General features: G+C 51.4%; 16 protein-coding genes. 9 read left to right on the forward strand and 7 right to left on the reverse strand.

Features of this window, described 5'->3' with window-relative positions; translation table 11 throughout:
* Nucleotides 1–14: 14 nt before the first annotated feature.
* Both dnaX and apt read right to left on the reverse strand, forming a co-directional pair.
* Nucleotides 15–1964 (reverse strand): DNA polymerase III subunit gamma/tau, encoded by a 1950-nt coding sequence (dnaX, locus tag GA565_RS19970; RefSeq protein WP_152200331.1) that lies wholly within the window; start codon nt 1962–1964, stop codon nt 15–17.
* A 204-nt stretch (nt 1965–2168) separates the two neighbouring features.
* Nucleotides 2169–2720: an adenine phosphoribosyltransferase gene (gene apt / locus GA565_RS19975; protein WP_152201659.1), complete on the reverse strand. Its 552-nt coding sequence runs from the start codon at nt 2718–2720 to the stop codon at nt 2169–2171.
* 506 nt (nt 2721–3226) lie between these two features.
* On the opposite strand from apt, the gene priC reads away from it, so the two are divergent.
* Both priC and rsmS read left to right on the forward strand, forming a co-directional pair.
* Nucleotides 3227–3763 (forward strand): primosomal replication protein PriC, encoded by a 537-nt coding sequence (priC, locus tag GA565_RS19980; protein WP_152200333.1) that lies wholly within the window; start codon nt 3227–3229, stop codon nt 3761–3763.
* A 140-nt stretch (nt 3764–3903) separates the two neighbouring features.
* Entirely contained in the window at nt 3904–4074 is a 171-nt protein-coding gene (gene rsmS, locus GA565_RS19985) for a pleiotropic regulatory protein RsmS (protein WP_072156448.1), read from the forward strand.
* Between the two features lie 16 nt (nt 4075–4090).
* Here rsmS and mscK read toward each other — a convergent pair whose 3' ends face one another.
* On the reverse strand, nt 4091–7399 hold the full coding sequence (mscK, locus tag GA565_RS19990; protein ID WP_152200334.1) for a mechanosensitive channel MscK: 3309 nt from the start codon (nt 7397–7399) through the stop codon (nt 4091–4093).
* 201 nt (nt 7400–7600) lie between these two features.
* Nucleotides 7601–8251 carry a multidrug efflux transporter transcriptional repressor AcrR gene (acrR, locus tag GA565_RS19995; RefSeq protein ID WP_152200336.1) on the reverse strand — a complete coding sequence of 217 codons (651 nt, stop codon included), beginning with the start codon at nt 8249–8251 and terminating at the stop codon, nt 7601–7603.
* Nucleotides 8252–8395: 144 nt separating this feature from the next.
* Between acrR and GA565_RS20000 the strand changes: the two genes are divergently transcribed.
* The 4 genes from GA565_RS20000 to ykgO all read left to right on the forward strand — a co-directional run bounded on the left by GA565_RS20000 (nt 8396) and on the right by ykgO (nt 13331).
* A complete protein-coding gene (locus GA565_RS20000) occupies nt 8396–9568 on the forward strand; it encodes an efflux RND transporter periplasmic adaptor subunit (protein ID WP_152200338.1) in 1173 nt (390 codons plus the stop codon).
* Nucleotides 9569–9585: 17 nt separating this feature from the next.
* Complete coding sequence (gene acrB, locus GA565_RS20005) at nt 9586–12735, forward strand: multidrug efflux RND transporter permease subunit AcrB (protein WP_152200339.1); 3150 nt, start codon at nt 9586–9588, stop codon at nt 12733–12735.
* A 179-nt stretch (nt 12736–12914) separates the two neighbouring features.
* Complete coding sequence (locus tag GA565_RS20010; protein ID WP_152200341.1) at nt 12915–13169, forward strand: type B 50S ribosomal protein L31; 255 nt, start codon at nt 12915–12917, stop codon at nt 13167–13169.
* A 21-nt stretch (nt 13170–13190) separates the two neighbouring features.
* On the forward strand, nt 13191–13331 hold the full coding sequence (ykgO, locus tag GA565_RS20015; RefSeq protein ID WP_009639085.1) for a type B 50S ribosomal protein L36: 141 nt from the start codon (nt 13191–13193) through the stop codon (nt 13329–13331).
* A 125-nt stretch (nt 13332–13456) separates the two neighbouring features.
* On the opposite strand, the gene GA565_RS20020 is transcribed toward ykgO, so the two are convergent.
* Genes GA565_RS20020 through GA565_RS20030 form a run of 3 tightly spaced genes read right to left on the reverse strand, consistent with a single transcriptional unit; the run spans nt 13457 to nt 15961 of the window.
* A complete protein-coding gene (locus tag GA565_RS20020; protein ID WP_152200342.1) occupies nt 13457–14335 on the reverse strand; it encodes a metal ABC transporter substrate-binding protein in 879 nt (292 codons plus the stop codon).
* 34 nt (nt 14336–14369) lie between these two features.
* On the reverse strand, nt 14370–15227 hold the full coding sequence (locus tag GA565_RS20025; protein WP_152200344.1) for a metal ABC transporter permease: 858 nt from the start codon (nt 15225–15227) through the stop codon (nt 14370–14372).
* The gene (locus GA565_RS20030) at nt 15224–15961 is read right to left on the reverse strand and encodes a metal ABC transporter ATP-binding protein (protein ID WP_193311944.1); all 738 of its coding nucleotides are present in this window, start codon (nt 15959–15961) and stop codon (nt 15224–15226) included. Before GA565_RS20030 ends, GA565_RS20025 begins: the two co-directional genes overlap by 4 nt.
* Before the next feature lie 412 nt (nt 15962–16373).
* Between GA565_RS20030 and GA565_RS20035 the strand changes: the two genes are divergently transcribed.
* The 3 genes from GA565_RS20035 (at nt 16374) to GA565_RS20045 (ending at nt 17637) form a co-directional block, all read left to right on the forward strand.
* Nucleotides 16374–16727 carry a hypothetical protein gene (locus GA565_RS20035; protein ID WP_152200348.1) on the forward strand — a complete coding sequence of 118 codons (354 nt, stop codon included), beginning with the start codon at nt 16374–16376 and terminating at the stop codon, nt 16725–16727.
* 293 nt (nt 16728–17020) lie between these two features.
* Nucleotides 17021–17389, forward strand: a complete 369-nt coding sequence (gene tomB, locus GA565_RS20040) for an Hha toxicity modulator TomB (protein ID WP_055776852.1) — start codon at nt 17021–17023, stop codon at nt 17387–17389.
* A gap of 44 nt (nt 17390–17433) precedes the next feature.
* On the forward strand, nt 17434–17637 hold the full coding sequence (locus GA565_RS20045) for an HHA domain-containing protein (RefSeq protein ID WP_055778183.1): 204 nt from the start codon (nt 17434–17436) through the stop codon (nt 17635–17637).
* The last annotated feature ends 33 nt before the right edge of the window (nt 17638–17670 follow it).

Here is a 17670-nt window from a genome sequence, read left to right on the forward strand (position 1 = left end):
TCCTACTGCGGCGGTTAAATTGGGCGAATACTTTCCTCGTCCAGCTCGGCGTCAAAGAAACGACGCAAAGTCTGGATGTTGTTATCCGCGATAATCGACTGACGCGCCTGCGTCAGTTTTTCTTCATAAATGGCCTGCCGCCACTCGAGCGGCGTACGGTTCGCCAGATTGTCGTCTTCGATAACCCTCAAGGCTATCTCATGCTGATAGAGCGCGGCAAGCGCATCGGCCAAGGTTTTTTGTGCCGAGGGCGAGTTTAGATGACGCTGAGACGAACGCAAATGCAGACACAGCGTCGTCGAATCTACCCGCTCAAGAAAAGCATTAAGCGCCAACTGCTGCACCAGTTTCGGCATAGTCAGTTGGTGAATGATGCCCGCCCATTCGTCACGCTCAATGGCCTCTTCGGCCAAACGAGACGCCAGTTCAGGCGATTTTTCATGTTCGAGAGCTGCACGCAATGCTTTTGGCGTTGCCACAGGCTCCGGGGCGGCCTCAGGCTCATTAACCGTTTTCCAACGGTAAGCCTCTTGCTTGACCGGCGCAGCAGAGACCTTCTTCTGAGCACTGGCGCCCGTGCGTTCTAATGAACGCTCGGTAACTGAAGCCAATCGCTCCAGTACCGAATTAGCCGGCTGCGCTTTTCCAGGCGCGGCCGGCTCAGCTTTTTTTGGGGAAGAGCTCCCCTGCTGCCTAAGTAACTGTGTCCGTGCCTGCAACAGCTGCGCGGTGGAATCAGGAATGCTCGCATCAGGCTGTGGCTGCGCGGGCGTGGCCCGGGAAGGCGACGGCGTCTGCTGAGACGGCGCGACCTGATTTGGCATAGGCTGTGGCACAGCGGCTTTTTGCTCGTTCACGGCCGGTTCGGCGATGAACACTTTGGGATGAAACGCCAGCGCACGCAGCAGGGTCATTTCAACACCCATGCGTTTATCCGGTGCAAACGGCAGCTCTTTGCGGCCAATCAGCAGCGTTTGGTAGTAAAGCTGCACGTCGGTGGGTGGAATAACCCGAGCCAGTTCGCGCAGGCGCTGCTCAATGGAGGCGTAATGGTTATCAAGCACCGAAGGCAGAAGCTGAACCATCGCGATGCGGTGTAGTAGAGCCAGGGATTCGACCAGCAGTGTTTCCCAGTCCACGCCGCGTGAGGCCGCGTGCTCAACCTGTGCCATCACGTTGGCGCCGTCTGCACTGACCAGCGCCTCAAGGATGGCCAGCGGTTGCTCATCGTCGAGCGTACCGAGCATTTGTGATACCGTTTCGGTAGTCACTTGGCCCTGCCCCATGGCAATAGCCTGGTCGGTAAGACTGAGGGCATCGCGCATACTGCCGTCGGCTGCGCGGGCCAGCAGCTGGAGCGCACGCGCTTCGCTGGTTAACTGCTCGGCGTGCAGGACTTTATCGAGCTGGGCGCGAATTTGTTCAACGTCAAGCGCCTTTAAATGGAACTGCAGACAACGCGAAAGAATGGTCACCGGCAGCTTTTGTGGATCGGTGGTCGCCAGCAAGAATTTGACGTGCGAAGGCGGCTCTTCAAGCGTTTTCAACAGCGCATTAAAGCTGTGACGCGAGAGCATGTGCACTTCGTCAATCAGGTAGACTTTGAAACGCCCGCGCGCCGGTGCGTACTGCACGTTGTCGAGCAGCTCGCGCGTATCTTCAACTTTGGTGCGCGACGCGGCATCTATTTCAATGAGATCAACGAAACGACCCTGCTCTATTTCGCGACAGTTGTCGCAAACGCCGCAGGGAGAGGAAGTTATGCCCGTTTCGCAGTTCAGGCCTTTGGCTAACAGGCGGGCAATGGAAGTTTTACCCACCCCGCGCGTACCGGAGAAAAGATAGGCATGATGAATTCGCCCCAGCGACAGGCCATTAGCCAGTGCCGTCAGCACGTGTTCCTGACCAACTACGTCAGTGAAAGTTTGGGGGCGCCACTTACGGGCAAGAACCTGATAGCTCATTAATTCCGGAGAAGTCGAGGGGTCTGTGGCGTTATGTTATCACAGCCCCGCCCGCACGAGCGAGGCCTAGTATAAACGAGTGAATTCGCAGGCATTCGAGTTACAGATAGGCGGCTGCTGCGCGCATTCCCAAGAACTGACAACCGTCATGACTGGGATAAGTAAAGGCAGCCAACACCCCTGTAGCCCGAAGGACAAAGAATTTTAGTGGCCAGCGAAGTTGACCAGGCTATAACAGTCGATGTCGAGGCCGTTAAGACGTTTTTCACCGCCCAGCTCAGGCAGGTTGATGATAAAGGCTGCATCGGACACTTCGCCACCCAGACGGCGGATCAACTTGGCCGTGGCTTCAATAGTGCCGCCGGTCGCCAGCAGGTCATCGATAACCAGCACTTTATCACCCGGCTTGATAGCATCGGTGTGGATCTCAAGCTTATCGGTACCGTACTCCAGTTCGTATTCTTCAAAGAGAGTTTCACGCGGCAGTTTGCCCGGTTTACGCACGGGAACAAAACCTACGCCAAGCGCCAGCGCGACGGGTGCGCCGAACAGGAAACCGCGTGCTTCGGTGCCGACCACTTTGGTCACACCGGTGTTGCGGTAACGCTCTGCCAGTAAATCAATGCTGGCTTGATAGGCCTGAGGGATTTCCAGCAAACTGGTGACATCACGAAACAGTATGCCCGGCTTCGGGTAGTCGGGAATGGTTTTGATACTGTTTTTAATAAACTCAAGCTGCTGTGCAGTAGCGGTCATAACGATAGCGCTCATAATAAAGTCGATTCATACCTGAACAGCCGCGGGACGGTTCAAACCATATGCCCTACTCCGAAATTATCGGCATAGTAAAGGACAGCGGCGAACGAGTCTGACAGGCTATTCAGGAAAAAGTTAGTGGACAACGACGCAAGGTCGAGTCGCCCAAATCTATGCAAAGCCACTTTAAAAAGCAACCCACAGCCGGACATGATCGCCTTTTTTGTTGCTCCAGGTCAACCTCTGGTAAACACCACATCATAATCAGCAGCGTCCATTGCATGATAAGCAGCGGTGAGTCCCCCACCACAGCGGCACAAAATAGAGTGAAACGCCCTGGTTCAATAATACAGTGCGCCGAATATTACAAAGTGTAAACAGCACGAATACAAACAACGTCATACGTGCCTGCATCCCTTCGCCGCTTGTTTCTGCACGGGTTAAGGGTAAGCTTGTCGCCTAACTTTGGCCTTTTGGGTCGAAAAGCATGGGTCGGGAGATAATCGTTGAGTACGCAAACCCTTTTGCAGTCGCTGGAACAGCAAATTGAAAATCTGGCTCGGGAGATAGAGCCCATTGCCCACGCCACGGCGCAGCAGGCAAGGTTTGACGTCGCGCTTTTTTCTACCAAAGGCACCCGCCTGCGCGAGTATCTGGTGGAGGTGCGTACCAATTTTGCACAGCTTTGCCAGGTGGTAAACGAAAATCGCAGCGCGCAGGTGGCCTACGTAGCCGAACGTCTGGTTTCGCAAATTACCGCTCTGCAGCGCGAGTTGGCGACGCAAACGCTGAGAAAGGCCGATAAGCAGAAAGAGGTGAAAAGCAGTGATTTTTACAGCAAGCTGGTTGAACATCAGCAGTATGAGCGTCGAATTATTGCCATGATCGAAGACCGCGAAAGTCAGCTAGGCAAACTGGCAACCTTTAAAGAGCAGCAACACATGCAGAAAGAGCTGGCCGCGCTGGAAGGCCGTCTCATGCGCTGCCGTCAGGCGCTGATAAAGATCGAGCGCAGCATTGAACGGCAAGAGCGCGGTTTTTGACGTTGTTATCACAAAATTTGAAAAATACCGTCGGTATTTGAGGCAAAAACTCTATACTAGTTAACTCGATTACCCTTCGTTGGAACATCCGTTGACTGCAGGCCACTGGACTCCAACTTAAACGATTAACTGGAATGCTTATGTCCGTAGAGAATGCTCCTCCCGAATTGCAGCTGGCCGTGGATTTGATCTACCTGCTGGAATGTAACGAAATCGCCCCGGACGTGGCGTTGGCGGCATTGGAAATTGTCAAAAAGGATTATCAGCAAAAACTGAAAAATCCAACGGGCAGCTTATCCATAAGCTACTGATAGGCAGAAGAAAAATTTAGACCAGCGTTCCTTCGTCCGGCGGCGTGAAGGGGCGACTAATTTCTTGCACTTCACTGCCGCTCTTGTTGTGCAAATACACCTCCAACTGATTGAAAGCGATATTGATATCATTTTCTCGGCACAGTTTATCAATGCGGCGGTTCAACTCGTCTACGGTATGGTTTCTGTCTCCCAACTCGCGCACATAAATGCGCAGTTCGTGGTCGAGCGTGCTGGCACCAAAATTAAGGAAATAAACCGTCGGCGTTGGGTCGCTCATGACGCGGTCATTTTCGTTCGCTGCCTGCAGTAAAATCTCTTTTACCTTATCTAAATCAGAGCCATAGGCAACGCCCACTTTAATTACTACGCGCGTCACGGTGTCCGACAGCGACCAGTTGATTAAGCGCTCGGTCACGAACGCTTTGTTGGGAATAATCACCTCTTTGCGATCAAAGTCGGTGATGGTGGTGGCGCGTATGCGGATCTTGCTGACCGATCCGGAGAATGTGCCGATGGTTACCGTATCGCCGATGCGGATCGGACGCTCAAAGAGAATAATCAGGCCCGACACAAAGTTGGCGAAGATCTCCTGCAAACCAAAACCCAGCCCGACCGACAGCGCGGCCACCAGCCACTGAAGTTTATCCCACGACACGCCCAGAGAACCCAGTGCAGTGATAGCCCCGATGACCGTGATGGTGTAGGTCAGAATAGTGGTGATCGCGTAGGAGGTTCCCTGGCGAAGCTGCAACCGGGACAGCACCAGCACCTCGAGCAGGCCCGGCAAGTTGCGCGTTAGCACATAGGCGACAATGACGGCGGCAAAGGCCAGCAGGAAATTACCCAGCGTCACCGTTTGTTGTACCACTTTCCCCGCCACATTAGCGGAATAGTGCCACATTGAAATACTGTCGAGATACGAGATAACTGTCAGCAAGTCTGACCAAATCCAGTAAAAAATAAGCGCAAAAACAATGAATAGCGCCATGGTGGTTAAACGCAGGCTTTGCTGGTTGATCTGATCAAGACCCAGCGGCGTCTCTTCAACCTGCTCGCCGCCGTCTGCGCCATCTTTTACACTGCTAACCTGACGACGCGCCAGCGCCCGCCGATAGGCCAAACGCCGCGCTGCCACGCTCAGGCCTCGCAGCGCCGTCATGCCGGTAATATTCCATATAATCAGCAAATAAAGACTGTCTAACCAGCGGCTGGAAAGGCGCAGCGTGGTATAGAAATAGCCTGTAACCATCAGTCCCATAAAGAACACTGGCGCCAGCGCGATGGCGGTAACGGCTACCAGACGTACACTGTGCGAATTTTTCTCACGCCAGCCGTCGCGGAACATTGGAAATACCAACACGGTCAACACGGCCATGGTTAAGAACACCACGATTTGCCCGATGATATCGTCAACCAACCCCAGAGGCTCTTTTTCGCCACGTACGGTCCAGAAAATCAGCGGCAGCATGGTGAGCGACAGGCGCACTATCGACCGGCGGTAGTGCGCACAGCGGCTTGCAGGCATGTTGAAATGGCGTTCATTCAGGCCCTGCGGAGCCAGAGCGTAGTAGCAAAACCCCATAATCAGCTGGAAAACGGCCAATCTTTGCGCCAGCGTCCACAAGAAATCGTTTAATTCAATATCACTCACCGACAGCCAATAACCGATGCCCAGCGTCAGCATCACCCCCGGCAACACCAGCAGCATAACCAATAACAAAGCCTGAGGCGTATGCAGTTGGGAATCGCGCTTAAGTTGCCCAACATCACCGCCCAACTTGTCGATACGTGCCAGAATAGCCCGTCGACGCCACAGCAGTACGAGGATCCCCACCAGCATTGGCACAGTGACGGGAAGCGAGTGCAGCGCCCCAAGCATCAGCGATCCCAACGGCATTTTCACGCTGAGCCCTTTCACCTGCTGGTGAATATTTTCCGGCAGCGACTTGATAAAGTCCCAGTCCATTGGCTTGTTGCTGCTGACCCAGAAGATTTGCTGCGTCAGCGTACTGTTAAGCGATTCGTTGATGCTCAACAGCTGCTGCTGGTTAATTTGCAGGTTAATCGCCAAGGCCAGTTGGTTGCCGAGCTGTTTGTTTAACTGATCGAGCAGCTCGCGGCGGACGTCAATAATCTGGTCAAGCGCATCGCTGATGTCGTCGTTAATACTTTCTTTGCTGGTTTTTACCAGGTTCTGAATGTAGTCATCACCCTGAAAAAGTTCGTCACGCTGCTGGTTGATGTTGAATTGTTCAAGCCGCAAATCGGCAATCTGCGTGCTCATGTCGGTCATCAAGCTGGCGGTGGGCTGGTTGTTTTGCTGTTGCTGGTAAAGGATGCGCGACAGCAGCAGACTGCCTTTTAGCTCGGTAATCTGCTCTTTGAGGTCGTGTTCGGACTGCGAAGATCGGTCAAGCCAATTTTTGACGGTAATATTTTGCTGAAGAAGTTTATTGCCCTCTTCCGTCGAGGCTATCAACCGCTGACTGAGGTCACGGTTAATGCCAAGCTCCTGACTCACCAACGGATCTTTTTGCAAATCTGTGGTGTCGCCCGGCGTTTGTGCCTCTTTCGCGGTGCGTTCCGACAGGGTCAGACGCTTGCCGTTAACGACTTCCTGCAGCACCTGGGTAAATTTCTCGAGCTGATTAATGTGTGCGTTGGTGTAGTCACGCTGTTTTTGCAGCAGGTCCTGCAGCGTGGTATTGGCCTGCAAACTGCTGCGTTGCAGGTCTATTTCGGCATTCAGCAGCGCCTGCTCGGTGGTCAGCATGGTTTGCTGCGTGCTGCGTAAATCCTGCTGATTGGGCGACATGCCGTTGAGTTGGTTGCGAATGTTCTGCAAACTTTTCGAATAGCTGTACATGGTGTTCTGCACGCGTTCAGGCTGAGTCTGCAGGGTAATAAGCTGGGTGTTATAGGTCGAGAGGTCGTTTTGCGATGACTGTAGGTCGTCTAGGGTGTCTTCGAGGCGACTTTCAAGCTGATGCAGAGAGAGTGCGCCGAGCTGCGTTTTTAGGGCTGCATCGTCAGTTTTGCCCTGCATCTGCGCCAAACCGTCGGAGGCAGCGCGAAGTTTACTGGGTGCATCGGCCAACTGCTGGCGCAGCTGGGTTTGCTGTTGTTTAACGCGATCGAGCGCGTCGAGCAACTCCATGGTACGGTAGATGTCCTGCTGACTCAGTTTCTCAACCGGCGTCAGGACTTTTTGCCTGCTTAGGGCATCAAGCTGATTCTGAATTTCATTACGGGAAGGAATATCGGCAGCAAACGCCTGAGACACGCCGCTCAGTAAGGTCAGAAAGACCAAGCCAATCAACATCAAGCGCAATAATCCCGCGCGTGAAAAGCGCGAAGAAGCGAAATGAAGGCTAATAATGAAGTCAGCGGGCAGGCTAAACATAGTTAACTTAACTCAAAACGTAGATGGGCAAGTTTACCACGGTAAAGCCCCACAACGTATCGGGTGCAATCGGCCAATCTCAATCAAACTTGTAAATCTTTACTAATCTTCTGTTGCACATCAAAGATACATTTGATTACTTTTAATCAAGCTTGGACATAACCTCAACATCTCGATATAAGTATCAATAAATTGAGATGCCTGATCGTGGAGATCAAAACTTTCTGGCATAAAAAGCCAGTTCTCCATCAGTCCAGTGATGTAGGCGCGCAGAATAATTGCCGCCTGGCGGGTATGCAAGCTTCCAGGCAATTGCTCCTGTTCAATGCAGCGATGCAGAATGCCTTCAATCTTGCCGTAGCCCTCCATATAGAGCGCTTTACGCGCTTCATGAACGGAGCTCATCTCCCCAACAAATTCACATTTGTGAAATATGATTTCCATTAATGAACGGCGCGAAGGATCGGTCACCGTAGCGCGCAGCAAAAACACTAAAATTTCACGCAGCACGCGCAGTGGATCATTCGGGAACTTTGTCTGATACTCAACTTCCAGCCTTTCGATTTGAGATTCACAGTCTTCCCACACCGCGTTGAAAAGTTCGACTTTGTTTTTGAAATGCCAATAAATAGCACCACGCGTTACCCCGGCAGCGTTGGCCACGTCCGTAAGGGAGGTTGCCGCGACGCCGCGGGCAGAAAACTGACTGATGGCCGCGTCCAGAATATGTTGTCTGGTTTCAAGCGCCTGGGATTTGGTTTTTCGTGCCATAGGGTTAGCTTAGAAAGGAGTTTAATTTACATACATTCATGAATGTATGTAACATAGCACGCACATACTAAAAACGCAGCAGTGGAATGTAACAATCAGCATCCATTGAATACAATTTTAAAATCGGACATTTGAGGTTTATTTATGAACAAAAACAGAGCGTTAACGCCTCTGGCGGTCGTTCTGATGCTAACCGGCGGATTAGCTCTTACAGGATGTAATGATAAAAAAACCGAGCAAGGAGCAGCTAAAGCCCCTGAAGTAGGGGTCGTCACGTTAAAATCCGAGCCGTTAAATGTCACGACCGAGCTTCCGGGACGCACATCTTCCTATCGTATCGCCGAGGTTCGTCCTCAGGTGAGCGGCATCATTTTGAAACGTAACTTTGTTGAAGGCAGCGAAGTTCAGGCGGGCACCTCGCTTTATCAAATTGATCCAGCTACCTATCAGGCCGCCTATGACAGCGCCAAAGGTGACCTGGCAAAAGCCCAGGCCAGCGCACAAATCGCTCGCGTTACAGTAAACCGCTACAAACCACTGCTGGGCACCAATTACATCAGTAAGCAAGACTATGATACGGCAACCTCCACCGCGGTTCAGGCCGATGCCTCGGTCATAGCGGCGAAGGCGGCGGTTGAAACTGCCCGCATTAGTCTGGCTTATACCAAAGTTATCGCACCAATCAGCGGGCGCATCGGCAAATCTTCAGTCACTGAAGGTGCGCTGGTTACCAGCAGTCAAACCGACGCGCTGGCTACCGTGCAGCAGCTTGACCCTATCTACGTTGACGTGACCCAGTCCAGCAATGATTTCCTGCGTCTCAAGCAGGAGCTGGCCGACGGTACGCTGAAACAGGAAGGTGGCAAGGCTAAAGTGACGCTGATTCTGGATAACGGCAAGCAGTATCAACAACCTGGCACGCTGGAATTCTCCGACGTGACGGTTGATGAAACCACCGGCTCCATCACTTTACGCGCCGTATTCCCTAACCCACAGGACGCACTCCTGCCTGGCATGTTTGTTCGTGCCCGTCTGGATGAGGGTGTAAATAACAATGCTCTGCAGGTTCCTCAGCAAGGCATCACCCGCAACCCTCGTGGCGATGCGACCGCTATGGTCGTGGGTGCCGATAATAAAGTGGAACTTCGTACTGTCACGACCACTCAGGCCATTGGCGACAAGTGGGTTGTGACAGATGGCCTTAAGCCTGGCGACAAAGTAATTGTTACCGGCCTGCAAAAAGTTAAACCCGGTGTTCAGGTGACAGCCCAAGAAGTTGACCAGAACACGCCTGCCGCAGAAGCGCCGAAGTCTTAAAAAGGAGCCGGTAATACATGGCTAATTTCTTTATCGATCGCCCTATTTTTGCGTGGGTCCTCGCCATCATTATTATGTTGGCGGGTGGGTTGGCGATCCTCAAGTTACCTATTGCGCAATATCCTACCGTGGCACCGCCGGCTATCGAGCTGACGGCAACCTACCCAGGCGCGGATGCGCAAACGGTGCAGGATACCGTGACTCAGGTTATCGAACAGAATATGAACGGTATCGATAACCTGATGTATATGTCTTCCACCAGTGACTCTTCGGGCGCTGTACAGATTACGCTGACCTTCGCCTCAGGCGCTGACGCGGATATCGCACAGGTTCAGGTTCAGAACAAACTGCAGCTGGCGATGCCACTGCTGCCGCAGGAAGTGCAGCAGCAGGGTATTAGCGTGCAGAAATCAAGCAGCAGCTTCCTGATGGTCGCGGGCTTCGTTTCTGACAACTCCATGACACAGGAAGATATTGCCGACTACGTGGCGTCAAACATTAAGGACCCGATCAGTCGTGTGTCCGGCGTGGGTGACGTTCAGCTGTTTGGTGCTCAGTACGCCATGCGTATCTGGATGGACCCGAACAAGCTGAATAACTACCAGTTGACACCGGTTGACGTTATCAGCGCCATTACCGTGCAGAACAACCAGGTTGCCGCAGGGCAGCTGGGCGGTACGCCTCCGGTTCCGGGGCAGCAGCTCAACTCCTCGATTGTTGCGCAGACGCGTTTAAAATCGGCGGACGAGTTTGGCAAGATTATCCTCAAGGTTAATCCAGACGGCTCGCAGGTTCGCCTGAAAGACGTGGCTAACATCAAACTCGGCGGTGAAAGCTACGACGTTATTGCTCGCTTTAACGGCCAGCCTGCTGCCGGTTTAGGGATCAAGCTGGCGACCAACGCCAACGCCCTCGACACCTCAACCGCGGTTAAAGCCGAGCTGGCGAAGCTGCAACCCTTCTTCCCCGAGGGGATGAAAGTCGTTTATCCGTACGACACCACGCCATTCGTTAAAATTTCGATTCAGGAAGTGGTGAAAACGCTGGTTGAGGCCATCGTGCTGGTGTTCCTGGTAATGTACCTGTTCCTGCAGAACTTCCGCGCCACGCTTATCCCGACGATAGCCGTACCGGTGGTATTGCTGGGTACCTTTGCCATCATCGCGGCGTTTGGTTATTCGATAAACACCTTGACCATGTTCGGGATGGTGTTAGCAATCGGCCTGTTGGTGGATGACGCCATTGTGGTGGTCGAGAACGTCGAGCGCGTCATGGCCGAAGAGGGGCTGCCGCCGAAAGAAGCAACACGCAAATCAATGAGTCAGATTCAAGGCGCATTGGTCGGTATTGCTATGGTGCTGTCGGCGGTATTCATTCCGATGGCCTTCTTTGGCGGTTCAACCGGCGTTATCTATCGTCAGTTCTCAATAACTATCGTTTCGGCGATGGTGCTGTCAGTGCTGGTGGCGTTGATTCTGACGCCGGCGCTTTGTGCAACCCTGCTTAAACCGATTGCCAAGGGCGACCACGGCAAGACGAAAGGTTTCTTCGGCTGGTTTAACAAGAAGTTTGACCAAAGCACGCACCACTACACCGACAGCGTAGGCAATATTTTGCGCAGCACCGGTCGCTATCTGATTATCTATCTGCTGATCGTAGTCGGTATGGCGTTCCTGTTTATTCGCCTGCCGACCTCCTTCCTGCCGGAAGAAGATCAGGGCGTGTTCCTGACCATGGCGCAGCTGCCAGCGGGTGCCACGCAGGAACGTACTCAGAAAGTGCTGGACGAAGTCACCGATTACTATCTGACCAAAGAGAAAGCCAACGTTGAATCGGTGTTTACCGTTAACGGCTTTGGTTTTGCAGGGCGCGGCCAGAACACCGGTATTGCCTTCGTCAGTCTTAAAGATTGGTCAGCACGCAGCGGTGCTGAAAACAAAGTTGCCGCCATCACCGGTCGTGCAATGGGCGAGTTCAGCAAAATTAAAGATGCTATGGTCTTTGCCTTTAACCTGCCGGCCATTGTCGAGCTGGGTACGGCGACCGGCTTTGACTTTGAGCTTATCGATCAGGCCAACCTTGGGCACGACAAGCTGACTCAGGCGCGTAACCAACTGTTGGGAATGGTTGCTCAGCATCCAGATCTCCTGGCGGGCGTGCGTCCGAACGGACTTGAAGATACCCCGCAGTACAAGCTGGAAATCGATCAGGAGAAAGCCACGGCGCTAGGCGTGTCCATCTCTGACATCAATACCACGTTGGGGGCATCACTGGGCGGCAGCTATGTGAACGACTTTATCGACCGTGGTCGCGTGAAGAAGGTTTATGTTCAAGGTGATGCGAAGTTCCGCATGCTGCCTAAAGACATTGAAAACTGGTACGTTCGCGGCAGTTCGGGGCAGATGGTACCGTTCTCGGCCTTCTCTACGGCGAAGTGGGAATATGGCTCTCCGCGTCTTGAGCGCTATAACGGCCTGCCTTCAATGGAGATTCTGGGTCAGCCTGTTCCAGGGAAAAGTAGCGGTGAAGCGATGGCAATGATGGAGTCTCTGGCTTCCAAATTGCCTAACGGTATCGGCTATGACTGGACCGGTATGTCTTATCAGGAAAGGCTCTCGGGTAACCAGGCGCCAGCACTCTATGCCATCTCGCTGATTGTGGTCTTCCTCTGTCTGGCCGCACTGTATGAGAGCTGGTCGATTCCGTTCTCGGTCATGCTGGTAGTACCGCTTGGGGTGGTGGGCGCCCTGATTGCCGCGACCATGCGCGGTTTGAGCAACGACGTTTACTTCCAGGTGGGGCTGCTGACCACCATCGGACTGTCGGCCAAAAACGCCATACTGATCGTCGAGTTCGCCAAGGACCTGATGGATAAAGAAGGTAAAGGGCTGATTGAGGCGACGCTGGAGGCGGTACGTATGCGTCTGCGTCCAATTCTGATGACCTCTTTGGCCTTTATCCTCGGCGTTATGCCGCTGGTTATCAGCACCGGCGCAGGTTCCGGCGCACAGAACGCCGTAGGTACTGGCGTAATGGGTGGGATGATTACCGCAACGCTGCTGGCTATCTTCTTTGTTCCGGTGTTCTTCGTGGTGGTTCGCCGCCGCTTTGGCAAAAAGAATGAAGATATTGAGCACAACCATCCGGTTGAGTCATCTCATCACTAATTTGAGCTGATTAAGCTTCTCGAAAGGCCGCGCAAGCGGCCTTTTTTATTGCTGTTTTTCCGCCATCTCGCCCTGCCCCTTGCGCGAACATAATTAAAAAACTCCAAATGATACTTGAAGTGATGAATCAAGACGCGCATAATAATTGTTATAGTATAACATTACATTTAGAGGCTATTATGAGAGAGAACATTCATCCTGCCTATCGCACCGTGGTATTTCATGACACCGGTGTTGATGAGTATTTCCGCGTGGGATCAACCATCAAAACCGATCGCACCATTGAGCTGGAAGGGAAAACCTTTCCTTATGTGACGCTCGATATCTCTTCAGCTTCCCATCCTTACTACACGGGCAAGCAGAAAGAGTTTTCGAAAGAAGGCAGCACCGCACGCTTCCAGCAGCGTTTTGGCAGCTTCCTGGGCAAAAAGTAAGCGTTGTTTGGGAGAAGTAAAATGCAGGTATTAAGCTCATTAAAATCGGCCAAAAACAGGCATCCTGATTGCCGTATCGTGAAACGCAAGGGCCGTTTGTACGTGATTTGCAAAAGCAACCCTCGCTTTAAAGCGGTTCAGGGCGGCAAGAAAAAACGCTAACCCAGTGTGTCGATTTTTAGGCATTAAAAAAGCCCCGTTGCTGCCCAACGGGGCTTTGTCACATCTTAAGAAGTGGAAACCTGTAGCCTCCCTCACAGCTTATCGCCGTTGAGGGAGTCTATGTTTTATTTCATGCTGGCGACGATCGCTTCCACATTATGAGTAAAGGCTTTTTCATAAGTTGTGGCCGGTCCTTGCGGACCAGACAGCGATTCAGGATACAGTTCGCCTCCTGGCTGTGCGCCGGTTGCAGAAGCAATCTGTTTCACCAAACGTGGGTCAGTCTGGTTCTCGATGAAGTAAGTTTTCACCTTCTCCGCTTTAATCTGTTTAATCAGCGAGGCGACGCCGCTGGCGCTGGCTTCAGATTCGGTTGAGAAACCCACCGGAGCCATAAAGGCCACGTTGTACTCTTTCCCGAAATAACCGAAGGCATCGTGGCTGGTGAGCACTGTACGTTTATTCGCAGCAATACTGCTAAACTCCTGCTTGGCCCATGCGTCGAGCTTCTTCAGGCGTTCAATGTAGGCCCCACCGTGCTGACGGAAATAGTCGGCATCTTCTGGGTCGGCGGCAATCAGCGCATTCATGACGTTGGTGGCATAAATAACGCCGTTAGCCATGCTGTTCCAGGCATGAGGATCAGTAACCGTTTTGCCCTCCTCCTCCATCTGGCGCGTGTCCACGCCCTGAGAGGCAGTGATCACTTTACCATGGTAGCCAGAGGCCGTGATCAGACGGTCCATCCAGCCTTCCATTCCCAAGCCGCTGACGAACACGACGTCGGACGAGGCCAACGTTTTGCTGTCTCGCGGTGCAGGCTCAAAACTGTGCGGGTCACCGTCGGGCCCCACCAGGCTGGTGACCTTGACGTGGTCGCCGCCCACTTCTTGCACAATATCCCCCAGGATAGAGAAACTGGCTACGGCGTTAACCGTTTTGGCCATCGCCAGTGGGCTCGACAGTAGGGCAGCTACTGACAGAGCAACAGGTAATAATTTCATTTCCACTCCTTTATATTGACTTTATTTTTACTTCCTAACGTCGCGAGGCGGTTAACATGCCGCCGCGCGTTCCAAACAGAACTGAGATAAAGAAAATCACGTTGGCGCTGAGCACAATCGCCGGGCCAGCAGGCAGCGAAGCATAGTAGGACCAAATCAGTCCGATATAACTTGAGATCATGCCAATCACCATGGCAATAAGCAGCGTATGCGGCAAATCACGGCCCCAAAAACGTGCACTTGCTGCAGGCAGCATCATCAATCCCACCGACATCAGGGTGCCGAGGATCTGGAAACCGGCGACCAGATTCACCACCACCAGCGCCAAAAATATGCCCTGGATCAGCGCCAGCCATTTACCCGAGCTGACGCGCAAAAACAGCGCATCAAAAGACTCGATGACCAGGGCGCGATAAATACAGGCGAGGATAATAAGTGAAACGCTGCTGATTGAGCCGACCATCAGCATGGCGCTGGAGTCGATAGCCAGAATGGAACCAAATAGCACGTGTAGCAGGTCAACACTTGAGCCTTTAAGAGAAACCAGGGTCACGCCGAGGGCCAATGATCCTAAATAGAAACCGGCAAAGCTAGCGTCTTCTTTAAGCTGCGTGCGGCGACTGACGACACCAGAAAGCATGGCCACTGCTAGTCCGGCAATAAAACCGCCCACGCCCATCGCCACCAGAGACATACCTGAAATCAGGTAACCTATCGCCGCGCCGGGCAAAACCGCGTGGCTCAGCGCATCACCCACTAGACTCATGCGACGCAGCAACAGAAATACGCCCAGCGGTGTTGCGCTAATCGATAACGCCAGACAGGCGATCAGCGCACGGCGCATAAAGCCGAATTGTACAAAAGGATCGATTAAAAGATGAAACCACATCATGAAATAACGCTCCGCTGCTGACTGAACTCATCGGCCAGAATGCAGGCGTGATCGCGATGAGGAAAATGGCAGAGAACTTCATCGGCCGTTCCCCAAATATTTTGCTGCTGGCTGAGGAAAAGCACCTGCGGGAAATGGCGCGCCACCATCGCGATATCGTGCAGTACGGCAATAACCGTTTTCCCCTGCTGGTGCCATTGGCGGATAACCTTGAGCAGCAGTTCTGTGGTCTGGCTGTCGATACCGGTGAAAGGTTCATCAAGCATGATAAGCGGCGCCTGCTGGATCAACAGTCGGGCAAACAGCGTTCTTTGCAGCTGTCCACCGGAGAGTTCACCCACGGCCACGTTGCGCATTTCCGTCATGCCGACGGTTTCCAGGGCTTCAATCACCTGCCGTTCGGACTCACGACTAATGCCACCGAACAGGCCACTTTGCGGCCAACAGCCCATGGCTACCAGGTCAAACACGCTGATGGGAAACTGTCGGTCGAGCTCGGCCTGCTGCGGTAAATAGGCCAGCTGCGGGCGTTTGTTTTTGGAAGATGACCCCGTAAACTCGATTGAGCCGGAGATAGCGGGTTGAAGTCCTGCCAGAGTCTTGAGAAAGGTAGACTTACCGGCGCCGTTGGCGCCCACTACCGCCGTCAGTGAGCCCGCAATGATGCGACCGCTCAACGGCATGGCAACGGGGCGTCGTTCGTAGCCGACTTCAAGATTAGAAATGTTGATCATGGTAAAGAGATGGCCCAATAAATCCCTGACCACAAAATTGCTAGTAAAATTAAAGCAATAGCACAGCGGGAGAGTGCAGATAAGGTAAACAGTGTTTTAGTCATAATAAATTGCTCAAGCGATGTTATATTATAACAACACAATTTTAGTGATTTTTCAAGATGCTAGGTCTACTCATTCACCTACAATACGTAGGGTATCCAAATGATTGATGCAGATCTCATTTTTTCGCCACAGGCCTCAACGCACTCCGTCAGGAAAGCGTAATTAAATATTAAAAAAACACAAAATTGCTTTAAAAACATAGCGTTAAAAAAATTAATGATAGATAATTATTTTGTTCTCTTTTGCCACTTTATCTCAAAAATATGTAATAATTAATGCTGACCATTTTAATGATCAGATAATTCTTATGAAAAAATTGATTACTTATGACACTCAGGGAAAAGAACTCAGCCTTGCTGAACTTAAGCAGATAATAGAATCTAATATCCAGGTGATTGAAGACGCATTAACTGCCGGGTTAACTTATTATTCGCAAAATGCTCGCTACACGCCGAGCACGCTGGTTATAAAATCTATAGAATTATTACATAATCAAGTGTATTCAATGAGTTACACTTATGCTTGGACCATTTTCAATGGTTGCCTTGACCTCAACTCAGAAGAAGATGCCAAAGAAACCGTATCATTTATCGTTAAACCCGATGGTTTGGAGTTTGATATAATAGATTTTGATTCGGCTGGCACCGAGAATGAATTGTAAGTTTCAGTAATAGGTTTGCGCAGTTCTCAAAAATTAGATTATATTTATATTGTGAGTTCATTATTACGTCATGTCAGGTATCCTCGACAACATTCGACACGATAATGAGCGTGGCAATCTACCCTGAACCTGCCGCTTCTCAACAATAGTGATACGAAATATCATTTAATTTTAATAGGGTAATATTTTTTACCAAGCAGTCCCTGGTTCAGCTCGGATTTTGTTGTTTATTTACAGATTTTGTTTACTCACAGAGTGTTATCACACCGAATAACCATTACGGAGGGGATGATATGGATGAGTACTCGCCTAAGCGACATGATATTGCGCAACTGCGGTTCCTCAACGAAAATTTGTACGACGAAGGAATTGCAACCCTGGGAGACAGCCACCACGGCTGGGTCAATGATCCAACTTCAGCAGTTAATCTGCAGTTGAATGACCTGATTGAGCATATTGCTTCTTTCATCATGAGCTTTAAAATTAAATACCCGGATGAAACGAACCTCAGCGACCTGGTAGAGGAGTATCTTGACGATACCTATACCCTGTTTAGCAATTACGGAATTAACGATTCTGATTTACGTCAATGGCAAAAAACCAAAAAACGACTATTCAGAATGTTCTCAGGGGATTATGTCTGTACCTTGATGAAAACATAAAAGATAATTTAATAAAGAATGTAGATACAGTTGAAAAGGCTATGATGAACAAAACCGACTATTTGATGCGTTTAAGAAAATGCACCACTATCGATACGCTTGAACGTGTTATTGAGAAGAATAAGTACGAACTTTCTAATGATGAGTTGGAGTTGTTTTACTCCGCGGCAGATCATCGCCTCGCCGAGTTAACAATGAATAAGCTTTACGATAAAATTCCCGTCGCCGTTTGGAAGTTTGTACGCTAATTTCTCATTCTGCCCTCATTGAGCCGACCTTTA

Source organism: Rouxiella sp. S1S-2 (assembly GCF_009208105.1).
Lineage (GTDB): Bacteria > Pseudomonadota > Gammaproteobacteria > Enterobacterales > Enterobacteriaceae > Rouxiella.

Coding starts and splice junctions, on each gene's coding strand:
- dnaX (WP_152200331.1), bottom strand. CDS start 1,964: ATGAGCTATCAGGTTCTTGCCCGTAAGTGGCGCCCCCAAACTTTCACT.
- apt (WP_152201659.1), bottom strand. CDS start 2,720: ATGACCGCTACTGCACAGCAGCTTGAGTTTATTAAAAACAGTATCAAA.
- rsmS (WP_072156448.1), top strand. CDS start 3,904: ATGTCCGTAGAGAATGCTCCTCCCGAATTGCAGCTGGCCGTGGATTTG.
- mscK (WP_152200334.1), bottom strand. CDS start 7,399: ATGTTGATTGGCTTGGTCTTTCTGACCTTACTGAGCGGCGTGTCTCAG.
- acrR (WP_152200336.1), bottom strand. CDS start 8,251: ATGGCACGAAAAACCAAATCCCAGGCGCTTGAAACCAGACAACATATT.
- GA565_RS20000 (WP_152200338.1), top strand. CDS start 8,396: ATGAACAAAAACAGAGCGTTAACGCCTCTGGCGGTCGTTCTGATGCTA.
- acrB (WP_152200339.1), top strand. CDS start 9,586: ATGGCTAATTTCTTTATCGATCGCCCTATTTTTGCGTGGGTCCTCGCC.
- GA565_RS20010 (WP_152200341.1), top strand. CDS start 12,915: ATGAGAGAGAACATTCATCCTGCCTATCGCACCGTGGTATTTCATGAC.
- ykgO (WP_009639085.1), top strand. CDS start 13,191: ATGCAGGTATTAAGCTCATTAAAATCGGCCAAAAACAGGCATCCTGAT.
- GA565_RS20020 (WP_152200342.1), bottom strand. CDS start 14,335: ATGAAATTATTACCTGTTGCTCTGTCAGTAGCTGCCCTACTGTCGAGC.
- GA565_RS20025 (WP_152200344.1), bottom strand. CDS start 15,227: ATGATGTGGTTTCATCTTTTAATCGATCCTTTTGTACAATTCGGCTTT.
- GA565_RS20030 (WP_193311944.1), bottom strand. CDS start 15,961: ATGATCAACATTTCTAATCTTGAAGTCGGCTACGAACGACGCCCCGTT.
- GA565_RS20035 (WP_152200348.1), top strand. CDS start 16,374: ATGAAAAAATTGATTACTTATGACACTCAGGGAAAAGAACTCAGCCTT.
- tomB (WP_055776852.1), top strand. CDS start 17,021: ATGGATGAGTACTCGCCTAAGCGACATGATATTGCGCAACTGCGGTTC.
- GA565_RS20045 (WP_055778183.1), top strand. CDS start 17,434: ATGAACAAAACCGACTATTTGATGCGTTTAAGAAAATGCACCACTATC.